Raw genomic sequence first — 25,067 nt, forward strand, 5'->3', positions numbered from 1 at the left:
GTCCCTCAGGTCAGGGACGCCGGGCGTTTCTTATCTACTTCACCTGGGTGGTGGCGAAGTTATTAGTGGTGAGAGGGCTGATGTGGTAGCCCTCTACATTGTTGCGCATTGCAGTGAACATCCGAGTATGGGCCATGCTGATCCATGGCTGGTCCTGATTAAACAGCACTTGGGCCTGTTCGTAGAGCGCGGCGCGTTCAGCCGGATCTACTTTAGCCCGCGCTTCATCCAGCAGTGCCTGGAATTTCTCGTTGCACCAGCGTGCGTAGTTTTCGCCGTTCTTGGCGGCCTCGCAACTGAGCATAGGCGTCAGGAAGTTATCCGGGTCGCCGTTGTCGCCCGCCCATCCGGCCGAGACCATGTCGTGCTCGCCGGCCTTGGCGCGCTTGAGCATCTCGCCCCATTCCATCACGCGGATATCGATCTTGATCCCGACTTTCGCCAGGTCAGCCTGCATCATCTGTGCGCCGAGCATCGGATTGGGGTTGGTCGGGCCGCCGCCGTTGCGGGTGAACAGGGTGAACGTGGTGCCTTCCGGAACCCCGGCTTCCTTGAGCAGCTTGCGCGCTGCATCGAGGTCGCGTGGCGGGTTCTTCAAGTCATGGTTGTAGCCGAGCAAAGTCGGCGGGTACGGGTTGACCGCCACCGACGCGTTGCCCTTGCCGAACAGCGCGTTGACGTAGGCCTCCTTGTCGAAGGCGATGTCGATGGCTTTGCGCACGCGCACATCGCTCATGTACTTGTGCTGGGTGTTCATGGCGATGTACGAAACGGTCATCGCGTCCAGCTCGTCGACTTTCAGGTTGCTGTCTTTCTTGATGCTCGGGATGTCATCCGGTTTCGGATACAGCGCGACCTGGCACTCGTTGGCCTTGAGCTTTTGCAGGCGCACGTTGTTGTCGGTGGCGATGGCCAGAATCAACGCGTCGGCCGGCGGCTTGCCACGGAAATAATCCGGGTTGGCCTTGAAGCGCACCTGCGCATCCTTGGCGTAGCGCTGGAAGATGAACGGGCCGGTGCCGATCGGCTTGTTGTTCAGGTCGCCGGTCTTGTTGGCCTTGAGCAACTGGTCGGCGTATTCGGCCGGGTAGATCGACGAGAAGGCCATGGCGATGTCGGCCAGGAACGGCGCTTCGCGGCGGGTCAGGGTGAACTTGACCGTGTTGTCGTCGACTTTCTCGACGCTTTTGAGCAGTTCCTTGAAGCCCATGCTTTCAAAGTACGGGAAGCCCACGCTCGACAGTTTGTGCCACGGGTGATTCGGGTCCAGCTGACGCTGGAAACTCCAGACCACATCGTCGGCGTTCATGTCGCGGGTCGGCTTGAAGTATTCGGTGGTGTGGAACTTGACGCCTTTGCGCAGGTGGAAGGTGTAGGTCAGGCCGTCTTCGCTGATGCCCCAGGACTCGGCGAGTGCCGGGATCACCTCGGTGGTGCCGGGTTTGAAATCGGCCAGGCGGTTGAAGATGGTTTCGGCCACAGCGTCCGCCGTGACTGCAGTTGTGTACTGGACCATATCGAAGCCTTCCGGGCTGGCTTCGGTGCAGACCACCAAGGGTTTGGCCGAGGCGCCGACAGCGACACTCAGCAACGCAGCCGCGATGGCCGCACGTAGGGGAAGCATTTTCATCGATAACCCTCTGCAATCGGTTGAAGACAGAAAACCGAACGGCCGACTCATCATGAGTCAGCCGTCGGTTGGCGTTTTTACAGAATGTTGAACGGGATGGTGGTTACGAGACGGAATTCGTTGATGCTGCCGTCAGCCTGGTTTTCGCTGGCACGGTGCGCGGTGTAGGTGCCGCGAATCGTTGTGGCCTTGAGCGGGCCGCTCTGTACTGCATAGGTTGCACCGACGCCGTATTCATAGTGGTGCTCGCCGTCCATTGCCTGCACGCCATCGTAGCCGCCACCCTTGTAGTGAGTGCCGTCGATGCCCCAGCCGCGTGCCTGGTAGATGTTGAATTTCAGGCCTGGCACACCGTACTCGGCCATGTTGATGCCATAGGAAACCTGGAAGGATTTCTCGTTCGGGCCGTTGAAGTCCGAGAGCAGGGAGTTGGCCAGGTAGATACCGTTGGTTTCGTGCAGGTAGTCGAAGTACTCGTTACCGTTCACTTCCTGATAGGAGAAGGTCACGGTGTGGGCCTGGTGCGTCAGGCCGAACGACAGCGAGTAGGTGTCGTTGTCGATGTCACCGAGCAGTTTTTTGCCTTCGTCGACGGTCTTGTAGTAGTTCAGGCCGGTGGTCAGGCTCAGCACCGAGCTGTCGCCCAACACGTGGGTGGCGCCGAAGTAGTACTGGTTCCACAGGTCTTCGGCCTGGGTGCCCCACAGGCTGGTGGTCAGGCTGGCGAACGGCTGGTAGGAAATACCGGCGGTGTTGACGTGATCGGCTTCAGCGTTGATGTCACCGTATTCGGAGCGGAACTTGCTCAGGCTTTCTTCGGTACGTGGCGAAACGCGGTCGAAGGTCGCGACGTCGAATGCCAGGTTGTTCAGCTCTTCGCTGTGGATCGCGATGCCTTCGAAGCTCGATGGCAGCGGACGGTTGCCGATCACATCGACTTGCGGGCTGCTGAAGTTCATGCGGCCGGCGGTCAGAGTGGTGTTGGAGATGCGCGCCTTGACGTTGGCCAGGCCCAGCTTGCTCCACTGGCCGACAGCGTCACCGCCTTCGCGGGTCAGGGTACGGTTGTTGCCTGCGCCTGGGCGGGTGCCCGGAGCGCCGCCGTTGTTGGCGGCAAGGTTCTCGCGGTCGCGCTCAAGGGCGATCGCGTTGTAAGCAGCCACTTCGGTGCTGAAGCCGACGGTACCTTCGGTAAAGCCCGAGTTGTACTTGATGATCGTGCCTTGGACCCAGTTGATCCGGCGATCGGTTTCGGTGGACTGGCCGTTCTTGCGATACGCGAACTTGCCGCCACGCTTGAGTTGTTCGTTGGCGTACCAGTTACGGGTCGAACCGCTGATCGATTGCCCTTCGAGGAAGCCAGTGGCTTCGGCCTGGGCGCTCTTCTCGTTGACGGTCACCGGGGTGAACGCTTGGCTTTGGGTTTCCGCATAAGCCGTAGCGGTGATGCTGCTGATGGCCAGGGCCAGTATCGCGGTGCTGCTCAGTTTCATGGGTGAAGCTCCTTTACTTTCTTTTTATCCCGGCTTTTTTTGGTATGCCGGTTATTTGGTTTAGAACTCGTTCACACATCGCAAACGTTTGCAAAACGCCGGATTGGCGAATTTCGGCAAAGCGCTTGCGTGAGGGGAGTAGACGGCTCCCCTCAGCATTGCGGCTAATCGGTGGGTTTAATCGATACTGACACCCGAGAACACGTTGCGGCCGAACGGGCTGACTTTGAACCCTTCGACGCGGGTGCTTAACGGCTGGTTGACCGTCGAGTGGGCGACAGGCGTGATCGGCACTTGCTGTTTAAGCAATTGCTGGGCCTGTTTATAAAGCTCGGTGCGCTGGTCGCGGTCGGTGACGACCTTGGCCTGTTTGATCAGCTTGTCATACGCCGGATCGCACCACATGGAGTAGTTGTTGCCGCCGATCGCGTCGCAGCTGTACAGCGTGCCCAGCCAGTTGTCCGGGTCCCCGTTGTCACCGGTCCAGCCGATCAGGCTGACGTCGTGCTCGCCGTTCTTGGTGCGCTTGATGTACTCGCCCCATTCGTAGCTGACAATCTTCACTTTCAGGCCGATCTTGGCCCAGTCGGACTGGAGCATTTCGGCCATCAGTTTGGCGTTCGGGTTGTATGGACGCTGCACCGGCATTGCCCACAGGGTGATCTCGGTGCCTTCTTTTACGCCGGCAGCCTTGAGCAGTTCCTTGGCTTTTTCCGGGTTGTAGGCGGCGTCCTTGATGGTGTCGTCGTAGGACCACTGGGTCGGTGGCATGGCGTTGACGGCCAGTTGCCCGGCGCCTTGATAAACAGCGTTGAGAATGCCCTGTTTATTCACCGCCATGTCCAGCGCCTGACGCACTTCCAGTTGATCGAAGGGCTTGTGGCGCACGTTGTAGGCGATGTAGCCGAGGTTGAACCCCGGCTTGGAAATCAGTTGCAGCTTCGGGTCGGCCTTCAGCGCTTCAACATCGGCCGGACGCGGGTGCAGGGTGATCTGGCATTCGCCAGCCTTGAGCTTCTGCACGCGCACCGAGGCATCGGTGTTGATCGCGAAAATCAGGTTCTTCAGCTTGACCCGGCTCGGATCCCAGTACTGCGGGTTGCCGGTGTAGCGGATGTTGGAGTCTTTCTGGTAGCTCTTGAACACGAACGGCCCGGTGCCGATCGGCTTCTGGTTGATATCGCTCGGCTTGCCGTCGGCCAGCAGCTTGTCGGCGTATTCGGCAGACAGAATCGAAGCGAAGCTCATGGCGATGTTCTGGATGAACGCGGCATCGACGCTGTTGAGCGTGAACTCCACGGTCAGCGGCCCGGTCTTCTCGACCTTGGCGATGTTCTTGTTCAGGCTCATCCCGTTGAAATACGGAAACTCGGTGGGATAGGCCTTACGAAACGGCTGCTGCGCATCGAGCATGCGGTTAAACGTGAACACGACATCGTCAGCGTTGAAATCGCGGCTCGGCTTGAAGTAAGGAGTTGTATGAAATTTCACGCCTTCACGCAGGTGAAAGGTGTATTTCAGGCCATCTTCGGAAATGTCCCACTTGGTCGCCAGGCCCGGTACGACATTGGTCGCGCCTTTTTCGAACTCGACCAGGCGGTTGTACAGCGGCTCGGCGGCGTCGTTGTCGGTGGCCGTCGTGTACTGCGCGGTATCGAAACCCGCCGGGCTGCCTTCCGAGCAAAACACCAGGCTGTCGCTGGCGGCGTAGCTTGCAGACGTGGCGGCCAACAGGCCGGCGCCCAACAGAGCGGAAAAAACCAAGGTATGGCGCATGACGCTCCCTCTTTTTAGTGTTGTGCAATGCGTCAGGGTCCCTATCCCGGGACTTTCTGGTCGCATTGAGCTCAATCCAATACGTACGGCAAAACCGGTGGCCCACGCAGACACTGGTCAGTACGCGACGGTAGGCACCGTGCCTCTGGCAGTAAATACGTAATTGCCTTAATGCTCGTAGGAAAAGTCGACGCGCCTATACCGAAGCAATCATCTGCGGCGGATTTGGGTGTAGGCCTTTTCCTTTTTTCCCGGTAGATAAAGCAACGGCGACGTCAGAAACGCCGCCGTCGCGATGTCTTACTTGCTGACGCTGACGCCGTAGAAGGAATTCAGGCCAAATGGGCTGATCTTGAAATCCTGCACGTTGGCGCGCATGGGTTGATACACCGTCGAGTGAGCGATAGGTGTCATTGGAACTGCATCTTTGAGGACGTGTTGCGCCTGTTTGTACAGCTCGGTGCGCTTGCCCTGGTCGGTAGTGCGTTTGGCTTCTTTCACCAGGCCGTCGAACTTCTTGTCGCACCACTTGGAGAAGTTGTTGCCGCTCAGCGAGTCGCAGCCAAACAGAACGTTGAGCCAGTTGTCCGGATCACCATTGTCACCGCTCCAGCCAATGATCATGGCCTGGTTTTCGCCACCTTTGGAGCGCTTGATGTACTCGCCCCATTCGTAGCTGGTGATCTTCACTTTCAAGCCGATCTTGGCCCAGTCGGACTGGAGCATTTCAGCCATCAGTTTGGCGTTCGGGTTGTACGGGCGCTGCACCGGCATTGCCCACAGGACAATTTCGGTACCTTCCTTGACGCCGGCTTCCTTGAGCAGCTGTTTGGCTTTCTCAGGGTCGTACTTGGCATCCTTGATGGTGGTGTCGTAGGACCACTGGGTCGGCGGCATGGCGTTGACGGCCAGTTGGCCCGCGCCCTGGTAAACCGAATCGATGATCTGTGGCTTGTTCACAGCCATGTCCAGCGCCTGCCGCACGCGCAGGTCAGCCAATGGGTTGGCCTCGTTGCTGCCCTTGACCTTGTCCATCACGTTGTAGGCGATGTAGCCCAGGTTGAAGCCGGCCTGATCCGGCATCTTCAGCGACTTGTCTTCTTTCAGCGCTTTCAGATCCGCCGGACGCGGGAACAGGGTGACCTGGCACTCGTTCTTTTTCAGCTTCTGGATACGCACCGACGGGTCGGTGGTGATGGCGAAGATCAGGTTGTCGATCTTCACGTCTTCAGGTTTCCAGTAATCCTTGTTGCCGGTGTAACGGATGTTCGAGTCTTTCTGGTAGCTTTTGAACACGAACGGGCCGGTGCCGATCGGCTTCTGGTTGATGTCGGCGGCTTTGCCATCCTTGAGCAGTTGGGCCGCGTATTCGGCGGACTGCACGGACGCGAAGCTCATGGCCATGTTCTGAATGAACGCGGCGTCGACTTCTTTCAGGGTGAACTTGACGGTGTGGTCGTCGACTTTATCGATCTTGGTGATGTTGGTGTCCATCCCCATGTCGGTGAAGTACGGGAATTCGGTCGGGTACGCCTTACGGAACGGGTCGTCCTTGTTGATCATGCGGTTGAAAGTAAACAGCACATCGTCGGCGTTGAATTCACGAGTCGGCTTGAAATACGGGGTGGTGTGGAACTTGACGCCTTCACGCAGGTGGAAGGTGTAAGTCAGGCCATCATCGGAAATGTCCCACTTGGTCGCCAGGCCAGGAATCACGGCGGTGCCGCCGCGCTCGAACTGGGTCAGGCGGTTGAACATGGTTTCGGCTGAGGCGTCGAAGTCGGTTCCGGTGGTGTACTGGCCTGGATCAAAACCGGCCGGGCTCCCTTCGGAGCAGAACACCAGGTTAGTCGCAGCGGTGGCGAAAGGTGCGGAGGCTAACAAGCCTGCGCCGACTAGAAACGGAATGACCGCGTGTTTAAGCATGTTGGCCTCATGATTTGTTGTCATTTTTTAGTTGTGAGGTACGACCTCGTGAGTCGTGCCTGCGGATACTTATGCAGGGCCCATACCCAATGCAAGATCCAGAGCGGTCGACGGCGTTAAACCGTGGCACGAACGTACCTTAATGTCGCATCCATATAACTTTTGACGCATTTGACCGTTTGCGAGTGGTTTTTAAGGTGCAAATGCAGCCCCAAAACGGTGCGGCAGTCACCTGCTGCGCGCCGCCTTGGGGCCGGGTGTTACTTATTTATACCCACCCCATAGAAGGGGGTCAGACCGAAAGGGCTGATGCGGAAGTCGCTGACTTCCTTGCGCAACGGCTGGAACACTGTGGAGTTGGCGATCGGGGTGATCGGCACCTGCTGTTTAAGGATCAGTTGCGCCTGTTGATACAGTTTTACCCGTTGCGCTTTATCCGTGGCCACTTTGGCCTGCTGCACCAGTTTGTCGTAAGCCGGGTCGCACCATTTCGCATAGTTGCTGCCTTTGACTGCCGCGCAGCTGTACAGCACGCCCAGCCAGTTGTCGGGGTCGCCGTTGTCGCCGGTCCAGCCGTAGATCATCGCGTCATGTTCGCCATTCTTGGCGCGCTTGATGTACTCGCCCCATTCATAGCTGACAATGTTGGCCTTGATGCCGATCTTGTCCCAATCCTGCTGGATCATTTGCGCCGACATACGTGCATTCGGGTTCGACGCACGCTGCACTGTCATCGCCCAAAGGTTGATGGTTGTACCGGGTGCAACCCCGGCTTCCTTGAGTAGCGCCTTGGCTTTCACCGGGTCGTAAGGCGCGTCTTTGATGTTCGGGTCGAACGACCATTGCGCAGGTGGCAAAGCGTTCTGTGCCAACTGACCGGCGCCTTGGTAAACCGCCTTGATGATTGCCGGTTTGTCGATGGCCATGTCCAGCGCCTGACGGACCTTGAGCTGATCAAGCGGCGGGTGGGTGGTGTTGTAGGCGAGGAAGCCAAGGTTGAATCCGGCCTGTTTCAGCACGCGCAGGTTCGGGTCTGTTTCCATGACCTCGATATCGGCGGGGCGTGGATAACCGCTGACCTGGCATTCGCCGGCCTTGAGCTTCTGCAGGCGCACGGCGGCGTCGGGTGTGATCGAGAAAATCAGGTTATCGATTTTCACGTCTTCGGGTTTCCAGTAGGCCTTGTTGGCCGCGTAGCGGATCTGCGAATCCTTCTGATAGCGCTTGAACACAAACGGGCCAGTGCCGATCGGTTTCTGGTTGAGGTCGGCGGCTTTGCCGTCCTTCAACAGTTGTGCGGCGTATTCGGCTGACTGCACCGAGGCGAAGCTCATGGCGAGATTTTGCACGAAGGCGGCGTCGACGTTGTTGAGGTTGAAGCGCACGGTGTGGTCGTCGAGTTTTTCCACCGACTTGATCGTGGTGTTCAGGCCCATGTCGGTGAAGTACGGGGATTCGGCGGGGTAGGCCTTGCGGAAGGCGCTCTCCGGGTCGAGCAGACGCTGGAAGGTAAACAGGACGTCGTCGGCGTTGAAGTCGCGGCTCGGGGTGAAATAGTCGGTGGTGTGGAACTTCACGCCTTCGCGCAGGTGGAAAGTGTAGTGCAGGCCGTCGCTGGAGATGTCCCATTTTGTCGCCAGGCCGGGTTCGATGTCGGTGCCGCCGCGCTGGAATTGGGTGAGCCGGTTGAAGACGGTTTCGGCGGAGGCGTCGAAGTCGGTGCCGCTGGTGTATTGGCTGGGGTCGAAGCCGGCGGGGCTGGCTTCGGAGCAGTAGACCAGGGTTGTGGCGGCATGTGTGATCGGGGCGATGGCTGTAAGTGCGAGGGTGATCAGTAGTGGTTTGAGGGTGGATCTTGGCATGGAGTCCCCGGGGAATTTGCTGGTTATGCTTTCAGGGTAGCGGGGATTTGGAGGGCTTCGGAAATATCGTTTTTTGTGTTGGGGTGTCTGTCTCGGTATATAGCGGCTTGGTTTGGGGGTATCTCCGTTGCTTCGGGTGCTGCGGCTGACGGTTTCGCCTGACGGCGACTTACTTTTTTACAAGCGCCAAAAAAAGTAAGCAAAAAACGCTAGCTCCTGCGTTCGGCCCTCGCAGGCTCGGGTTCCTTCGCTGCGGGACTGATCCGGGCGCAGCGGCTCCGGTTTGCTGCGCTGCACCTCCTTCCGCTGTGTCTGGCTGCGCCAGACGGTCGCTGCGCTCCCACGCCCGGATCAATCCCTCCACTCAGCCTTCCGACGTCGCCGGTGGATCAAGATCAAAAGCGATACTCGAGCTAACGCTCATCGTGCAGGAGCTGCCGAAGGCTGCGATCTTTTGATCTTGATTTTGCTTTTCTGTGGGAGTGAGCCTGCTCGCGATGAGGCACGTCCAGGCACCCGAGGGCTTGAGTTTGTTTAATTCCGATGCCCAATAACCCGAACCTTCCCACAAGGTTTTCAGGTTGTCCGTCGGACGTCCGCTCTCTAGGCTTGGGTCGTCGCTGGTTGTTCAGCGATCGGGTGTGAGAACCCGACATTCATAGTCATTCAGTGCCCAGATCCGCATAATTGCCGCCAGCAAGTCTGCTGCCTGCAAAGTGCGTTATGGCGGCTCTGTGCGGGCGGGCTTATGTCCGGCCGGGTGCCTATGACCGGTTTTCTCACCCCGCACAAAGCTGCCACCTCTTCGCCGTGTGAGAAACGGCATCGAGATGGCTCAACCTCATAGGTGAAGCGCATGAGCAAACCAGTCCCCGACCCACCCGAAGAAACCCCAACCCCCCTCGAAGCCGCGCTGCGTGCCGACGATCTCGCGAAGAACCGCGAAGCCATCAAGCGTGCCCTCGATTTCTATCTCTGCCCGCCACCCGGCAAACCGCATCCACCAAGCACGATGTTTTCGATCCGGCCCGACATCGACACCGAAAGCCTGCTGGCTCACGCCTGTGAATCTCTCGCTTCAGCCAATACGCTGGCCAGCGATTTCGCCGATCAGCTCGGTCGGCCGCAGCGCAATACCGCGCTGGCGATCCAGCAGATCATCATGCTGGCGGAGCTGGCGGTGAATCGGGCGCTGGATCGGGTTGATCCGCACGCTTGAAACCACGTTATCGTTCTTCGCGAGCAGGCTCGCTCCCACAGGTGGAACGCATTTCAAATTGTGGGAGCGAGCTTGCTCGCGAAGACGGTGGTTCATTCACAGCAAATCCCAAGCACAAAAAAACCGGCAACCATTCACTGATTGCCGGCCTTTCATTCAGCCAGGCTCAAATCACTGCATCAACACTTCAATCGAGCCATCCGCGGTCATGCTGACCTGGCTGGTGCCTGCTTCAACTTCCGGCGTGACTGGCGCGGAATCCATGGCCGCGGCTTTCATCATCATCGGCGCACGCAGGTAGGGCTGTGGATAACCGTTGCTGTTGAGGTTCAGGTTGACGATTTTGTAACCCTTGCCGCCCAGCGCATCGGTGGCCAGTTGCGCGCGGGTCTTGAAGGCGATGACGGCTTCTTTGAGCAATTGGTCTTCACTGGCCTTGCGGGTCGGGTCGGCGATGGCGAAGTCCATGCCGCCCATTTTCAGCTCGGTCAGCAACTCGCCGGTGAGTTTCGACAGGGCGGCGAAGTCGGTGCTTTCCAGGCGCAGTTCGGCACGTTCGCGCCAGCCGGTGATCTTCTGGCCTTTGGTGTCGTAGATCGGATAACTGTTGCGGCTGCCCGTGCGCAGGGTGATGTCTTTGACTTGTTTAGCCTGGGCGGTGGCCTTGTTCATGGTGGTGCTGATCGCGGCGGCGAGTTTGGCCGGGTCGGTGTTCTGCTCTTCGGTGTAGAGCGTCACGATCATCTGGTCGCGGGCGACTTCCTGGCTGACTTCGGCGCGCAGGGAAATCTGGTTGTAATGCAGCTCATCGGCGGCCAGCGCCGGGAGGCTGACGACGCTGCCGACGGTCAGGGCGAGGAGGGCGGCGCTGCGGCGAAATGTGTGCATGAAGGCTCCTTGAATGAGGCGCAGAGGGCGCTGCGTGAACCATCAGACTCTATAAAGCAGCTGCAAGTTGCAAGCTTCAAGCTGCAAGTAAAGGCAAGAGCAAGAACTGCGGCGCTTTTGATCTTGCTTGCCGCTTGCCGCTTGAAGCTTGCAACTTGCAGCTGCCTTCCTTTCAAGCTTCAGCATCAAGCTGCAAGCTACATCAAAAGCGCCGCAGCTCTTGCTCTTGCTTTTGATCTTGCTTGCCGCTTGAAGCTTGCAACTTGCAGCTGCTCTCCTGTGGTCGTTTGCCGCACTTTCGCCTCTGAGCCCCGCGCCTTGGTTATACTCCGTGCGATCCGCCTGGAGCGCTCATCAGGAGAGCTCATGCTCGCCCCCGTACAACTGACTTCCGCCACTCGCCAGAACCTCTGGCGGCTGACTTTCATCCGCACCCTGGTGCTCGCCGCGCAGGCCGGGTCCGTGGGCCTGGCCTACTGGCTGCAATTGTTGCCGTTGCCGTGGGTGCAATTGGCGATGACCCTGGGCTGTTCGATTCTGCTCTGCGTATTCACTGCCGTGCGCCTGCGCACATCGTGGCCGGTGACCGAGCTTGAATACGCGCTGCAACTGGCCTGCGATCTGGTGATTCACAGTGCGCTGCTGTATTTCTCCGGCGGTTCGACCAATCCCTTCGTTTCCTATTATCTGGTGCCGCTGACCATCGCGGCGGTGACGTTGCCGTGGCGTTATTCGGTGATTCTGTCCGGCATTGCGCTGGCGCTGTACACGGTGATGCTGACGCGTTTCTATCCGCTGGAAACGCTGCCGGTCGCCCGTGAGAATCTGCAGATCTACGGCATGTGGCTGAGCTTTGCGCTGGCTGCAGCGGTGATTACCTTCTTCGCCGCGCGCATGGCTGAAGAGTTGCGGCGGCAGGAAGAATTGCGCGCAATCCGCCGTGAAGAGGGGCTGCGTGATCAGCAATTGCTTGCCGTGGCGACCCAGGCCGCGGGTGCGGCGCATGAGTTGGGTACGCCGCTGGCGACCATGAGCGTGCTGCTCAAGGAAATGCAGCAGGACCATCCCGATCCGATGTTGCAGGACGATCTGAAAGTGCTGCAGGATCAAGTCAAACTGTGCAAGGAAACCTTGCAGCAACTGGTCCGCGCCGCCGAGGCCAATCGGCGTCTGGCGGTCGAGATGCAGGACGTCACCGACTGGCTCGACGAGGCGCTGAACCGCTGGCACCTGATGCGCCCGGAAGCCAGTTATCGCTTCCAGCGTCTCGGCCAAGGCGCAGTGCCACGCATGGCGCCGCCGCCGGACCTGACGCAGGCCTTGCTGAATCTGCTCAACAACGCCGCCGACGCTTGCCCGGAAAATCTCCAGGTCACGCTCGATTGGGATGCAGAGACTTTGACCATCAGCATCCGCGACCACGGCGCCGGTGTGCCGCTGGCCATCGCCGAGCAGATCGGCAAACCGTTTTTTACCACCAAGGGCAAAGGTTTCGGCCTGGGCCTGTTTTTGAGCAAGGCCAGCGTGACACGCGCCGGCGGCTCAGTGAAACTCTATAGTCATGAGGAAGGCGGCACGCTCACCGAGCTGCGCCTGCCCCACGGCGCCCGAGGAGACCTAACATGAGTGACGAAATCCAAGTCGAAGGCGAAGAACTGCCGCATTTGCTGCTGGTCGATGACGACGCGACCTTCACCCGCGTGATGGCGCGTGCCATGGCCCGCCGTGGCTTTCGCGTCAGCACCGCCGGTTCCGCCGAAGAAGGCTTGACCATCGCTCAGGCCGATCTGCCGGATTACGCCGCGCTCGACCTGAAAATGGACGGCGACTCCGGACTGGTGTTGCTGCCCAAGCTGCTGGAACTCGATCCGGAAATGCGCGTGGTGATCCTCACCGGTTATTCGAGCATTGCCACGGCAGTCGAGGCGATCAAGCGTGGCGCCTGCAACTACCTGTGCAAACCTGCCGATGCCGACGACGTGCTGGCCGCGCTGCTGTCCGAGCACGCCGACCTCGACAGTCTGGTGCCGGAGAACCCGATGTCGGTTGATCGTTTGCAGTGGGAACACATCCAGCGCGTGCTCACCGAGCACGAAGGCAACATCTCCGCCACGGCCCGCGCGCTGGGCATGCACCGCCGCACCCTGCAGCGCAAACTGCAGAAGCGTCCGGTCCGTCGCTGAACCTGCGCTGAACGACTATCGCCAGCCCTCGCGATAAATCGCGCCGATCCTCTATGATCGGCGCGTGTCTGTTGTTTTCTATATCGAGCCTTATCCATGAATCAGAACGCTGAATATTCCGCGGTCAACGATGCTGTGCGCGGGCAGTTTTTTCGCAAAGTCTGGGCGATGACCACGCCTTACTGGCGCAGCGAAGAGAAGGGCAAGGCCTGGACGTTGCTGATTGCCGTGATCGCGCTGACGCTGTTCAGCGTATGGATCGCGGTGTGGTTGAACAGTTGGTACAAGGATTTCTATAACGCCCTGCAGAAAAAGGATGAGGCGGCGTTCTGGCAGTTGATCCTGTATTTCTGCGGTATTGCCGCTGTGGCGATTCTTGCTGCGGTGTATCGCCAGTATCTGACGCAGATGCTGACCATTCGCTGGCGGGCGTGGCTGACCGAAAAGCACTTCACCCGGTGGCTTGAACACAAGAATTACTACCAGCTGGAGCAGGGCGGTTACACCGATAACCCGGACCAGCGAATCTCCGAAGACCTTAATAAATTCACTGCGAACACACTGGCGCTTGGCTTGGGCTTGATCCGTACGGTCGTCAGTCTGGTGTCGTTCTCGATCATTCTGTGGGGCGTCTCCGGCAGCATCGAGGTGTTCGGTTTCACTGTTCCCGGCTACATGTTCTGGTGTGCACTGGTCTATGCGGCGGTCGGCAGTTGGCTGACGCATTTGATCGGCCGACGTCTGATCGACTTGAACAACAACCAGCAGCGTTTCGAAGCCGACCTGCGTTTCTCAATGGTGCGGGTGCGCGAAAATGCTGAAAGCATCGCGTTGTACAACGGCGAGCCGAATGAAAATCGGCGCTTGAGCAATCGTTTCGGGCTGGTCTGGCATAACTTCTGGGACATCATGCGCGTGTCCAAGCGCCTGACGTTCTTTACTTCGGGCTATGGGCAGATCGCGATCATTTTCCCGTTCATTGTTGCCGCGCCACGTTATTTCAGCGGCAAGATCGAGCTGGGTGAGCTGATGCAAATCAACTCGGCGTTCGGCAATGTGCAGGAGAACTTCAGTTGGTTCATCAGCGCTTACCAGGATCTGGCCGAGTGGCGCGCCACTTGCGATCGTCTGCTGAGTTTCCGCAATGCCATGAGCAACAACGAGGAGCGCGTGCCCGCCATCGATGTGCAGAACCAGGGCAGCGAATTGCAGGTGCACAGCCTCGGCCTGGATCTGGCCGATGGACGTCATTTGCTGACCGACGCCGACATGACTGTGGAGCCGGGTGAGCGCGTGATGCTCAGCGGCCGTTCCGGCAGCGGCAAGTCGACACTGCTGCGGGCGATGGGGCATTTGTGGCCGGCGGGCCACGGCAATATTCGTTTGCCGGCAGCGCGTTATCTGTTCCTGCCGCAGAAGCCTTATCTGCCCATCGGTACATTGCGTGAGGCGCTGAGTTATCCACAACCCGGTGACACCTATGCGCCGGAGCGTTATGCACAGGTGCTGGAAACCTGCCGTTTGCCACATCTGCTCGGGCGGCTCGATGAGGCCAATCACTGGCAGCGCATGCTCTCGCCGGGTGAGCAGCAACGCTTGGCTTTCGCCCGTGCACTTCTCTATGCACCGCAATGGCTGTACATGGACGAAGCGACTTCGGCGATGGATGAAGAAGACGAAGCGACCTTGTACCAGGCGCTGATCGATGAGATTCCAGGGTTGAGCATTGTCAGCGTCGGTCATCGAAGCAGTTTGAAACGATTCCATCCACGGCATGTGCGGATCGACAGCGGTCGTCTGGTCGAACAGGCCATAACTGTCTGAACACTCACCTGTGGGAGCGAGCCTGCTCGCGAAGGGGCCATATCGGTCGACGAATCTGTCGTCTGAACCACTGCTTTCGCGAGCAGGCTCGCTCCCACAGTGGGGTAATGTGATCTGCCCGGTGATCGTACAACCCGCTTGAGCTATGATGGCGCCAAGCCGAACTTTCGAGACAAGATACAAATCATGGAAAAGCTGATCGACACCCCGCGCCTCCCCCGCAAGCGCCGTAGCCTCGCCCAGGAATTGGTGACGGTGTTGAGCGAGCAGATCCGTGATGGCCTGCTCAAACGTGGCGACAAATTGCCCACCGAGTCGGCGATCATGGAAGCCCATGGCGTCAGCCGCACCGTGGTCCGTGAGGCGATTTCCCGTCTGCAGGCCGCCGGCCAGGTGGAAACCCGCCACGGCATCGGCACCTTTGTCCTCGACACGCCGAGCCCGAGCGGTTTCCGCATCGACCCGGCCACCGTCGTCACTCTGCGTGACGTGCTGGCAATTCTCGAATTGCGCATCAGCCTCGAAGTCGAATCCGCCGGCCTCGCCGCGCAACGCCGCAGCCCCGAGCAACTGGCAACCATGCGCGCCGCCCTCGACGCCTTGAACGAAAGCGCCTCCCATGCCAGCGATGCGGTGTCGTCGGACTTCGCTTTTCACCTGGAAATCGCGCTGTCCACCGGCAACCGCTATTTCACCGACATCATGACCCACCTGGGCACCAGCATCATTCCGCGTACGCGGCTGAACTCGGCGCGCCTGGCCCATGATGATCAGCAGCATTACATGGGCCGCCTGAGCCGTGAGCACGAAGAGATCTACGATGCGATCGCCCGCCAGGACTCCGATGCAGCCCGCGCCGCGATGCGGTTGCACTTGACCAACAGCCGCGAACGACTGCGCCAGGCTCATGAAGAAGCGCAGGCGCAGGGGTAGCGCTCAACGCACTATGGCGACTTTGAGTTCTTCAGACATTGCGGGAACTTGACCTTGCTTCGAGACGCTGTAACGCAATCGGGCATCTGCTGCCGGACTGAGACCTTTCTCAAAATGAGCCTTTTCAATTGCGAAAGGAATGTCCTTGCCCAGATCGGCGGAAGTCAGCGCTTTCAGGTATTCCCATTGCTTATCGCCGACGACGAGCATCAGTTTTACTCGGTCTCCTGCCGAGGCTTCAGCATATGGAGGTACCACCGCTTCGGTCGGGTCTTTGATTGTGCTCACGTAAAGGGTGCCTTTTGACGCTTCTGTGAGTATTGGTGCAGGCAGAGGGGGAAGCGTTGCATTAGTCATGTTCAAGGTCCTTTTGTCAGTATCAGTCGGCTAAATGCGCGTATTAGTCGCGCGCATTCATTAAAGGACCGCTGAACCTGCGCTCGCACCTGTAAGAAATACCAGTCCCGACCAACGGTCAGAGCGTCAAACCCGCAACCCATTACGCCTCGACCCGCAGCCTCAGCGGCAGCGAATACGGCTCCATACTCGACTCATCACGAAACTTGTAGCGCAGCTCCACCTCGCGGTTCAGGTACGGTTGCAGCGCCTCTTTCGGCAACTGCACCTCGATGTCGAGCAGCTTTTCCATTTCATCCTCGGCATCGTCCCAAGCGCCGGTGTCCACTTCATCACCTTCCCATTCAGGCTCGTCAGCATCACTGCCGAGAATCGCGTAGACGCTCCAGTTTGCTGCGAAATCGCTGGAATCCGGCACCTGCACGGTGAGGATATCCGGCATCTGCGAGAGCTGAAGCGTCACGCAATCGTCTTGAGCAGGGGCGGTGTGGGAGAGGGTAGGGGCGGCAAAATGCATCGACATAACAGCTTCCTTTGAGTGGTCCGCCACGATCCTTCGTGGCAGTCGACGTATTTTAGGAGCGGCTCGTCCCCTCGCAATTAAACGAATCCAGACCAGATATTTCCGCCAGCGAAGGCTTCAAGGACGGGCCTTCCAGCGATTTCAGCAAGCGCAAAAAGCGATTTTGTCCGACAAAAAATCGCTGGCAACGATGAAATGCAGTTGACGGTTATCTTTTAAGTTGTACGATGACCTACAACTTCAGCGAAGGCTGAACGGTCCACTCACAATAAAACGTTGCTACCAGGGTGTTCGAATAATGAATCCACAAGAACTGAAGTCCATCCTCTCTGCCGGCCTGCTGTCTTTCCCGGTGACCGATTTCAACGCGCAAGGCGATTTCAACCGCGCGGGCTACATCAAACGCCTGGAATGGCTGGCTCCGTATGGCGCTTCGGCTCTGTTCGCTGCCGGCGGCACCGGTGAGTTCTTCTCCCTGGCCGCCAGTGAATATTCGGAAATCATCAAGACCGCCGTCGACACCTGCGCGACCAGCGTTCCAATCCTCGCCGGCGTCGGTGGTTCGACCCGCCAGGCCATCGAGTACGCTCAGGAAGCCGAGCGTCTGGGCGCCAAAGGCCTGCTGCTGCTGCCGCACTACCTGACCGAAGCAAGCCAGGACGGTGTTGCCGCGCACGTAGAAGCCGTGTGCAAGTCGGTGAAGATTGGCGTGGTCGTCTACAACCGCAACGTCTGCCGCCTCACCGCGCCGCTGCTGGAGCGTCTGGCCGAGCGCTGCCCGAACCTGATCGGCTACAAGGATGGCCTGGGCGATATCGAGTTGATGGTGTCGATCCGTCGCCGCCTCGGTGATCGCTTCAGCTACCTGGGTGGTTTGCCGACCGCCGAAGTCTACGCCGCTGCCTACAAGGCGTTGGGCGTGCCGGTGTACTCCTCGGCGGTGTTCAACTTCATCCCGAAAACCGCGATGGACTTCTACCACGCGATCGCTCGCGAAGATCACGCCACCGTCGGCAAGATCATCGACGACTTCTTCCTGCCGTACCTGGACATCCGCAACCGCAAGGCCGGTTACGCCGTGAGCATCGTCAAGGCAGGTGCAAAAATCGCCGGCTATGACGCAGGTCCGGTGCGTGCGCCGCTGACCGACCTGACCGGCGAAGAGTACGAAATGCTCGCCGCGCTGATCGACAAGCAAGGCGCGCAATAAACGAGAAAAGCGAGGCCGCTGAGCAATCAGCGGCTTTTTGCGTGAAGGCTTTTAGAGTTGAGGGCTGCCCTGTGACAACTGCAAAACGCTACGACAACTACATCAATGGCGAATGGGTCGCCGGTGCCGATTACTCGGCCAACATCAACCCGTCCGAACTCAGCGACACCATCGGCAACTACGCCAAGGCCGACCTGAGCCAGGTCAACGCCGCCATCGACGCTGCGCGCGCTGCGTTCCCGGCGTACTCCACTTCGGGCATTCAGGCCCGTCACGATTCGCTGGATAAGGTCGGCAGCGAGATCCTCGCCCGTCGCGAAGAGCTCGGCACGCTGTTGGCCCGTGAGGAGGGCAAGACCCTGCCGGAAGCGATCGGTGAAGTGACCCGCGCCGGCAACATTTTCAAGTTCTTCGCCGGTGAGTGCCTGCGTCTGTCCGGTGACTACGTGCCGTCGGTACGCCCGGGCGTCAACGTTGAAGTCACTCGCGAAGCACTGGGCGTGGTCGGTCTGATCACCCCGTGGAACTTCCCGATCGCCATCCCGGCATGGAAAATTGCTCCGGCCCTGGCCTACGGCAACTGCGTAGTGCTCAAGCCTGCCGATCTGGTGCCGGGCTGCGCCTGGGCGCTGGCGGAAATCATCTCCCGCGCAGGTTTCCCGGCCGGTGTGTTCAACCTGGTGATGGGCAGCGGTCGCGTGGTTGGCGAGGCGTTGGTCAACAGCCCGAAAGTCGACGGCATCAGCTTCACCGGTTCGGTGGGCGTTGGTCGTCAGATCGCCGTGAACTGCGTTTCGCGCCAGGCCAAAGTGCAACTGGAAATGGGCGGCAAGAACCCGCAAATCATTCTCGACGACGCCGACCTCAAGCAAGCGGTCGAGCTGTCGGTGCAGAGCGCGTTCTACTCCACCGGCCAGCGTTGCACAGCGTCGAGCCGCTTGATCGTGACTGCCGGGATCCACGACAAATTCGTCGAAGCCATGGCCGAGCGCATGAAGTCGATCAAGGTCGGCCACGCGCTGAAGGCCGGCACCGACATCGGTCCGGTGGTCTCCCAGGCGCAGCTTGAGCAGGACATGAAGTACATCGACATCGGCCAGTCCGAAGGTGCGCGTCTGGTCAGCGGCGGTGGTGTGGTGACATGCGACACCGAGGGCTACTTCCTCGCGCCGACCCTGTTCGCCGACAGTGAAGCGTCAATGCGTATCAGCCGCGAAGAGATCTTCGGCCCAGTGGCCAACATCGTTCGCGTGGCCGATTACGAAACCGCGCTGGCGATGGCCAACGACACCGAATTCGGCTTGTCGGCCGGCATCGCGACCACTTCGCTGAAGTACGCCAACCACTTCAAGCGCCACTCCCAGGCCGGGATGGTGATGGTCAACCTGCCGACCGCCGGTGTGGATTACCACGTCCCGTTCGGTGGCCGTAAAGGCTCGTCCTACGGCTCGCGTGAGCAGGGCCGCTATGCACAAGAGTTCTACACGGTCGTGAAGACTGCCTACATTGGTTCCTGATACACGCAATACCTGTGGGAGCTGGCTTGCCAGCGATTCGGGCAACGCGGTGCTTCAGGCACGCCGCGCTGATGCCATCGCTGGCAAGCCAGCTCCCACAAAGACCAAAGAATGTTTTACCCGCATAAAAATAATCAGTGGGAGTACATCTGCATGCAATCCTCCAAGCCGACTCATGTCCGCTATTTGATCCTGCTCATGCTGTTTCTGGTGACCACGATCAATTACGCCGACCGTGCCACGATCGCCATTGCCGGCTCCAGCCTGCAAAAGGACCTTGGCATTGACGCCGTTACCCTCGGCTACATCTTCTCCGCATTCGGTTGGGCCTACGTCGCCGGGCAAATTCCCGGTGGCTGGCTGCTCGATCGCTTCGGCTCGAAAAAAGTCTATGCCCTGAGCATTTTCACCTGGTCGCTGTTCACCGTGCTGCAAGGCTTCGTCGGTGAATTCGGCATGTCCACGGCAGTGGTTGCGCTGTTCATGCTGCGTTTCCTTGTGGGCCTGGCCGAAGCGCCATCGTTCCCCGGCAATGCGCGCATCGTGGCGGCGTGGTTCCCGACCGCTGAACGCGGCACCGCTTCGGCGATCTTCAACTCGGCGCAATACTTTGCCACCGTGTTGTTCGCGCCGCTGATGGGCTGGATCGTCTACAGCTTCGGCTGGGAGCACGTGTTCATCGTCATGGGGATTCTGGGCATCATCTTCTCGCTGGTGTGGCTGAAGGTTATCCACAGCCCGCGCCAACACCCGATGGCCAACGAAGCTGAAGTCAACTTCATCGCTGACAACGGCGGCATGGTCGACATGGACCAGAACAAAGGCAAAAAAGCCGATGGGCCGAAGTGGGACTACATCCGTCAGTTGCTGACCAACCGCATGATGCTTGGCGTGTATCTGGGCCAGTACTGCATCAACGGCATCACCTACTTCTTCCTGACCTGGTTCCCGGTGTATCTGGTGCAAGAGCGTGGCATGACCATTCTCAAGGCCGGTTTCATCGCTTCGTTGCCGGCGATCTGCGGCTTTATCGGCGGTGTGCTCGGCGGGGTGATTTCCGATTACCTGCTGCGCAAGGGCCACTCGCTGACTTTCGCCCGCAAGGCGCCGATCATCGCTGGTCTGCTGGTGTCTAGCAGCATCGTTGCGTGCAACTATGTTGACGTGGAATGGATGGTCGTGGGCTTCATGGCGCTGGCATTCTTTGGCAAAGGCGTGGGTGCACTGGGCTGGGCGGTGGTTTCCGACACTTCGCCGAAACAGATCGCCGGTCTGAGCGGTGGCCTGTTCAACACCTTCGGCAACATCGCTTCGATCACCACGCCGATCGTGATTGGCTACATCATCAGCTCCACCGGTTCGTTCAAATGGGCGCTGGTGTTTGTCGGTGCCAACGCACTGGTCGCGGTGTTCAGCTACCTGGTGATCGTCGGCCCGATCAAGCGTGTGGTCTTGAAAGAGCCGCCAGCCAAGGGCGGTAATGAAGCCACCGGCAATTTGTCTCAAGCGCATTCCTGAGGAGCGGCGTCATGCAGTTGATTGAACATTCCGACTCGCCGCGCTACATCCGCCTGCACGAGCGGGACAACGTTGTAGTGATGGTCAACGATCAGGGCGTACCGGCCGGTACCGAGTTCGCCGACGGCCTGGTTACGCTGGATTTCGTACCGCAGAGCCACAAGGTCACCCTGGAGGATATTCCCGAAGGCGGCCCGGTGATTCGTTACGGGCAGATCATTGGTTACGCGTTGCAGCCAATCCGTCGCGGCAGTTGGGTCAAGGAAGATCAACTGCGCATGCCGACCGCGCCGCCGCTGGACAGCTTGCCGCTGTCCACCGACGTGCCGGCCGCGCAGGCACCGCTGGAAGGTTTCACGTTCGAGGGTTATCGCAACGCCGACGGCACCGTCGGCACGCGCAACATTCTCGGCATCACCACCACCGTGCAGTGCGTCACCGGCGTGCTCGATCATGCGGTCAAGCGCATCAAGGAAGAGCTGCTGCCGAAGTACCCGCACGTTGATGACGTGGTGGCACTGACCCACAGTTATGGCTGCGGTGTGGCGATTACCGCCACCGATGCCTACATCCCGATTCGTACCGTGCGCAATCTGGCGCGCAACCCGAACCTGGGGGGCGAGGCGCTGGTAATCAGTCTGGGCTGCGAGAAATTGCAGGCCGCGCAGGTGATGCACGAAGACGATGCCTCGGTGGATCTCAGCGATCCTTGGCTGTACCGCTTGCAGGATTCCAGCCACGGCTTTACCGAAATGATCGAGCAGATCATGGAACTGGCCGAAGTGCGTTTGAAGAAACTCGACCAGCGCCGCCGCGAAACGGTGCCGGCGTCCGAGCTGATTCTCGGTATGCAGTGCGGCGGCAGCGACGCGTTCTCCGGCATCACCGCCAACCCGGCGCTGGGTTATGCCTCGGACTTGCTATTGCGTGCGGGGGCGACGGTGATGTTTTCCGAAGTCACCGAAGTGCGCGATGCGATCTACCTGCTGACCTCGCGGGCGCAGACGCAAACTGTTGCCGAAGAGCTGGTACGCGAGATGGACTGGTACGACCGTTACCTGGCCAAGGGCGAAGCCGATCGCAGCGCCAACACCACGCCGGGCAACAAGAAAGGCGGGTTGTCGAACATTGTCGAGAAGTCGCTGGGCTCGATCGTCAAGTCCGGCAGCAGCGCGATCAACGGCGTGCTCGGACCAGGCGAGCGTTTCAAGCAGAAGGGGCTGATTTTCTGCGCGACGCCAGCCAGCGATTTTGTCTGCGGTACGTTGCAACTGGCGGCGGGGATGAACCTGCACGTGTTCACCACTGGGCGCGGTACGCCTTATGGGCTGGCCATGGCGCCGGTGGTCAAGGTATCGACGCGGACTGAACTGGCACAGCGCTGGCCGGACCTGATTGACATCGATGCCGGGCGCATTGCAACCGGGCGCGCGACCATCGAGGAGCTGGGCTGGGAGTTGTTTCACTATTACCTGGATGTTGCCAGTGGCAAGCAACAGACCTGGGCGGAGAAACACAAGCTGCATAACGACATCACCTTGTTCAACCCGGCGCCGATTACCTGAGACCGCGTCATCGTTCTTCGCGAGCAGGCTCGCTCCCACAGGGAAATGCATTGCAAATGTGGGAGCTAGCCTGCTCGCGAAAGCGATCTGCCAGACGCCGAAGGACTTGCGGTGCCTGTGATCGTTCCCACGCAGAGCATGGGAACGATCAGGGCGAAAGTGGCTTATCATTAGCCCCCTATCGACGCTCACCCAAGGCTCCCCGGCATGCTGGCAATCTTTCTTGAAACTCTGAACATCACCGCGCCGGTGTTTGCCATGCTGTTTCTCGGTGTGCTGCTCAAGCGCATCGACTGGATCAACGACAACTTCATCCACACCGCCTCGTCGCTGGTGTTCAACGTGACCATGCCGGCGCTGCTGTTCCTCGGCATCCTTCACGCGGATCTGCACGCCGCGCTGCAACCTTCGCTCCTCATCTACTTTTCCCTCGCCACCCTGGTGAGTTTCGCCGTGGCCTGGGGCTGGGCAATTTTCAAGTGTCCGCGTGAAGATCGCGGCATCTACACCCAGGGCGCGTTTCGCGGCAACAACGGCGTGATCGGCCTGGCGCTTGCCGCGAGCATGTACGGTGATTACGGCATTTCGCTCGGGGCGATTCTCGCGGCGCTGGTGATCCTGTTCTACAACACGCTGTCGACCATTGTGCTGGCCGTATACAGCCCGGTGATCAAGTCCGATCCGTGGAGCATCTGCAAAAGCGTGTTCAGCAACCCGCTGATCATCAGCGTGATTGCGGCGGCGCCGTTCGCCTATTTCAAGATCGGTTTGCCGGGTTGGCTGGAAACCTCCGGCCAGTATCTGGCGCAGACCACTTTGCCGTTGGCACTGATTTGTATCGGTGGCACGCTGTCACTGGCGGCGTTGCGCAAGAGCGGCAAGATGGCGCTCAGTTCCAGCCTGGTGAAAATGGTCGGTCTGCCGTTACTGGCAACCGTCGGGGCGTGGTTGTGGGGCTTTCGCGGGGCGGAGTTGGGGATTCTCTTTCTCTACTTTGGCAGCCCGACGGCGGCGGCAAGTTTCGTCATGGCCCGGGCGGCACAGGGCAATCATGAGCTGGCGGCGGCGATCATTGTGCTGACCACGTTGATGGCGGCGATTACCACCAACGTCGGGATCTTTGTGTTGCAGTGGGGTGGGTGGATCTGATCAAGGATTTGCGGTGTCTGGCAGGGCCTCTTCGCGAGCAGGCTCGCTCCCACAGGGAACGCATTGCAAATGTGGGAGCGAGCCTGCTCGCGAAGGCGGTCACTGCGGTTTCTGGTAGCTGTCGATCACTTCCTGCGCCGCGCGAAACGCATCGATCGCCGCCGGCACGCCGGCATACACCGCGCAATGCAGCAGGGCTTCGCGAATCTCCTCCACCGTGCAGCCATTGTTCAACGCGCCGCGTACGTGGCCCTTCAACTCTTGCGGACACTTCAACGCGGTCAGCGCGGCGAGGGTAATCAGGCTGCGGGTTTTCAGCGACAGACCTTCGCGGTTCCACACCCCGCCCCAGGCGTGTTCATTGACGAAATCCTGCAACGGCTGGGTGAACTCGGTGGCGTTGCCCAAGGCGCGATCAACGAAGGCATCGCCCATGACCTGACGACGGATTTCAACCCCGGACTGCTTCGACTCGTTCATGGCACATCTCTTTTGTGGTGTTGGCGACGCCAGGCGCGGATCGACGTGAACAGCAGAAACGTCAGCAGCGCCGGCAGGACATAAAACAGCATCAAGCGCTCGAGTCTGCCGGCCAGCGGCATGCCGGTGGTGAACGACACCACATGCAGCCCGTAGACCAGATACAAACCAAGCAGCAGCAAGCCTTCGGCCCGGGTCACGCGGTAGCCGGAATAGAACACCGGCAGGCACAGCGCCGCGACGCCGAGCATCACCGGCAAGTCGAAATCCAGCGCATTCGGGGAAACGGAAAGCGGCGTCGGTGCGAGTAGGGCGGTCAGCCCGAGCACCCCGAGCAGGTTGAACAGGTTGGCGCCGATCACGTTGCCCACGGCAATGTCGCGCTGCCCGCGCAACGCAGCGATCAGCGAAGTCGCCAGTTCGGGTAGCGAAGTGCCGACCGCGACCACGGTCAGACCGATGACCCGTTCCGACAGGCCCAAGTCGGTGGCCACGACCACGGCGGCGCCAAGCAGCAGACGCCCGGCGAACACCAGCATGGTCAGGCCAGCGAGAATCATCAGCCCACTGATCAGCCAGGATTGCTGCGTCTCGGTGGGTGGTTCTGTATGCGGTCGCGTCGAGTGGCGCGACTGGCGAAACAGCAAGCCGAGGTACAACGCCAAAGCGCCGAGCAGCAGAACGCCGTCGAAACGCCCGAGGTCTTTATTCCAGGCGAGGATGAATACCAGCAGGCTGGCGCCGATCATCAGCGGGATGTCCAGGCGCACCAGTTGCCGCGACACGCGCAGCGGGATGATCAGTGCCGACAGGCCAAGGGTTACAAGGATGTTGAAGATGCCGCTGCCGACCACGCTGCCGACGGCGATGTCGGGGTTGTCGGACAGCGCCGCTTGCAGGCTCACCGCCATTTGCGGGGCGCTGCTCCCGAGAGCGACGATGGTCAGGCCAATGATCAGCGGGCGCACATGCAGACGCTCGGCCAGACGCACGGCGGCGCGCACCATCAGCTCG

At 59.6% G+C, this 25,067-nt stretch carries 20 protein-coding genes; 10 read left to right on the forward strand and 10 right to left on the reverse strand.

The window, feature by feature from the left end; all coding sequences use genetic code 11:
• Positions 1-34 precede the first annotated feature (34 nt).
• From ACZ0AZ_RS12960 to ACZ0AZ_RS12980, 5 genes are all read right to left on the reverse strand, one after another.
• Positions 35-1,630, reverse strand: coding sequence for an ABC transporter substrate-binding protein (locus tag ACZ0AZ_RS12960; protein WP_463537509.1), 1,596 nt, complete (start codon positions 1,628-1,630; stop codon positions 35-37).
• Between the two features lie 77 nt (positions 1,631-1,707).
• A complete protein-coding gene (locus ACZ0AZ_RS12965) occupies positions 1,708-3,123 on the reverse strand; it encodes an OprD family porin (RefSeq protein ID WP_130000134.1) in 1,416 nt (471 codons plus the stop codon).
• Positions 3,124-3,300: 177 nt separating this feature from the next.
• Entirely contained in the window at positions 3,301-4,899 is a 1,599-nt protein-coding gene (locus tag ACZ0AZ_RS12970) for an ABC transporter substrate-binding protein (RefSeq protein ID WP_415763646.1), read from the reverse strand.
• Positions 4,900-5,199: 300 nt separating this feature from the next.
• Positions 5,200-6,825 carry an ABC transporter substrate-binding protein gene (locus ACZ0AZ_RS12975; RefSeq protein WP_016771716.1) on the reverse strand — a complete coding sequence of 542 codons (1,626 nt, stop codon included), beginning with the start codon at positions 6,823-6,825 and terminating at the stop codon, positions 5,200-5,202.
• A gap of 260 nt (positions 6,826-7,085) precedes the next feature.
• The gene (locus tag ACZ0AZ_RS12980; RefSeq protein ID WP_463537510.1) at positions 7,086-8,687 is read right to left on the reverse strand and encodes an ABC transporter substrate-binding protein; all 1,602 of its coding nucleotides are present in this window, start codon (positions 8,685-8,687) and stop codon (positions 7,086-7,088) included.
• An 856-nt stretch (positions 8,688-9,543) separates the two neighbouring features.
• Here ACZ0AZ_RS12980 and ACZ0AZ_RS12985 point away from each other — a divergent pair.
• Positions 9,544-9,906: a DUF6124 family protein gene (locus ACZ0AZ_RS12985; protein ID WP_129999947.1), complete on the forward strand. Its 363-nt coding sequence runs from the start codon at positions 9,544-9,546 to the stop codon at positions 9,904-9,906.
• A gap of 171 nt (positions 9,907-10,077) precedes the next feature.
• Here ACZ0AZ_RS12985 and ACZ0AZ_RS12990 read toward each other — a convergent pair whose 3' ends face one another.
• Positions 10,078-10,794, reverse strand: coding sequence for an SIMPL domain-containing protein (locus ACZ0AZ_RS12990; RefSeq protein WP_463537511.1), 717 nt, complete (start codon positions 10,792-10,794; stop codon positions 10,078-10,080).
• A gap of 366 nt (positions 10,795-11,160) precedes the next feature.
• Here ACZ0AZ_RS12990 and ACZ0AZ_RS12995 point away from each other — a divergent pair, with 366 nt between their 5' ends.
• The 4 genes from ACZ0AZ_RS12995 to ACZ0AZ_RS13010 all read left to right on the forward strand — a co-directional run bounded on the left by ACZ0AZ_RS12995 (position 11,161) and on the right by ACZ0AZ_RS13010 (position 15,734).
• Entirely contained in the window at positions 11,161-12,420 is a 1,260-nt protein-coding gene (locus ACZ0AZ_RS12995; RefSeq protein WP_129999945.1) for an ATP-binding protein, read from the forward strand.
• Positions 12,417-12,977 (forward strand): response regulator transcription factor, encoded by a 561-nt coding sequence (locus tag ACZ0AZ_RS13000; RefSeq protein WP_003221630.1) that lies wholly within the window; start codon positions 12,417-12,419, stop codon positions 12,975-12,977. The genes ACZ0AZ_RS12995 and ACZ0AZ_RS13000 overlap by 4 nt, the downstream gene beginning before the upstream one ends.
• A 96-nt stretch (positions 12,978-13,073) precedes the next feature.
• Positions 13,074-14,801 carry an ABC transporter ATP-binding protein/permease gene (locus ACZ0AZ_RS13005; RefSeq protein ID WP_129999944.1) on the forward strand — a complete coding sequence of 576 codons (1,728 nt, stop codon included), beginning with the start codon at positions 13,074-13,076 and terminating at the stop codon, positions 14,799-14,801.
• Positions 14,802-14,987: 186 nt separating this feature from the next.
• Entirely contained in the window at positions 14,988-15,734 is a 747-nt protein-coding gene (locus tag ACZ0AZ_RS13010) for a FadR/GntR family transcriptional regulator (RefSeq protein WP_024011597.1), read from the forward strand.
• 3 nt (positions 15,735-15,737) lie between these two features.
• Here the strand turns inward: ACZ0AZ_RS13010 and ACZ0AZ_RS13015 are convergent, their stop codons facing one another.
• Together ACZ0AZ_RS13015 and ACZ0AZ_RS13020 are read right to left on the reverse strand one after the other, a co-directional pair.
• Complete coding sequence (locus ACZ0AZ_RS13015) at positions 15,738-16,091, reverse strand: hypothetical protein (RefSeq protein ID WP_129999943.1); 354 nt, start codon at positions 16,089-16,091, stop codon at positions 15,738-15,740.
• Positions 16,092-16,233: 142 nt separating this feature from the next.
• Positions 16,234-16,614 (reverse strand): hypothetical protein, encoded by a 381-nt coding sequence (locus ACZ0AZ_RS13020; protein WP_463537512.1) that lies wholly within the window; start codon positions 16,612-16,614, stop codon positions 16,234-16,236.
• A gap of 298 nt (positions 16,615-16,912) precedes the next feature.
• Between ACZ0AZ_RS13020 and kdgD the strand changes: the two genes are divergently transcribed.
• The 5 genes from kdgD (at position 16,913) to ACZ0AZ_RS13045 (ending at position 23,573) form a co-directional block, all read left to right on the forward strand.
• On the forward strand, positions 16,913-17,824 hold the full coding sequence (gene kdgD, locus ACZ0AZ_RS13025; protein WP_039759443.1) for a 5-dehydro-4-deoxyglucarate dehydratase: 912 nt from the start codon (positions 16,913-16,915) through the stop codon (positions 17,822-17,824).
• 71 nt (positions 17,825-17,895) lie between these two features.
• Positions 17,896-19,341, forward strand: a complete 1,446-nt coding sequence (locus ACZ0AZ_RS13030; protein WP_463537513.1) for an aldehyde dehydrogenase family protein — start codon at positions 17,896-17,898, stop codon at positions 19,339-19,341.
• Positions 19,342-19,494: 153 nt separating this feature from the next.
• Positions 19,495-20,859 (forward strand): MFS transporter, encoded by a 1,365-nt coding sequence (locus ACZ0AZ_RS13035; RefSeq protein WP_039759710.1) that lies wholly within the window; start codon positions 19,495-19,497, stop codon positions 20,857-20,859.
• 11 nt (positions 20,860-20,870) lie between these two features.
• On the forward strand, positions 20,871-22,424 hold the full coding sequence (gene garD, locus ACZ0AZ_RS13040; RefSeq protein ID WP_463537514.1) for a galactarate dehydratase: 1,554 nt from the start codon (positions 20,871-20,873) through the stop codon (positions 22,422-22,424).
• A 207-nt stretch (positions 22,425-22,631) separates the two neighbouring features.
• The gene (locus ACZ0AZ_RS13045; protein WP_039759433.1) at positions 22,632-23,573 is read left to right on the forward strand and encodes an AEC family transporter; all 942 of its coding nucleotides are present in this window, start codon (positions 22,632-22,634) and stop codon (positions 23,571-23,573) included.
• A 99-nt stretch (positions 23,574-23,672) separates the two neighbouring features.
• Here ACZ0AZ_RS13045 and ACZ0AZ_RS13050 read toward each other — a convergent pair whose 3' ends face one another.
• The gene (locus tag ACZ0AZ_RS13050) at positions 23,673-24,053 is read right to left on the reverse strand and encodes a carboxymuconolactone decarboxylase family protein (RefSeq protein WP_039759431.1); all 381 of its coding nucleotides are present in this window, start codon (positions 24,051-24,053) and stop codon (positions 23,673-23,675) included.
• Positions 24,050-25,060, reverse strand: a complete 1,011-nt coding sequence (locus tag ACZ0AZ_RS13055) for a calcium/sodium antiporter (RefSeq protein WP_463538778.1) — start codon at positions 25,058-25,060, stop codon at positions 24,050-24,052. The genes ACZ0AZ_RS13050 and ACZ0AZ_RS13055 overlap by 4 nt, the downstream gene beginning before the upstream one ends.
• Between the last annotated feature and the right edge of the window lie 7 nt (positions 25,061-25,067).

The organism is Pseudomonas sp. AC239 (genome assembly GCF_979258545.1).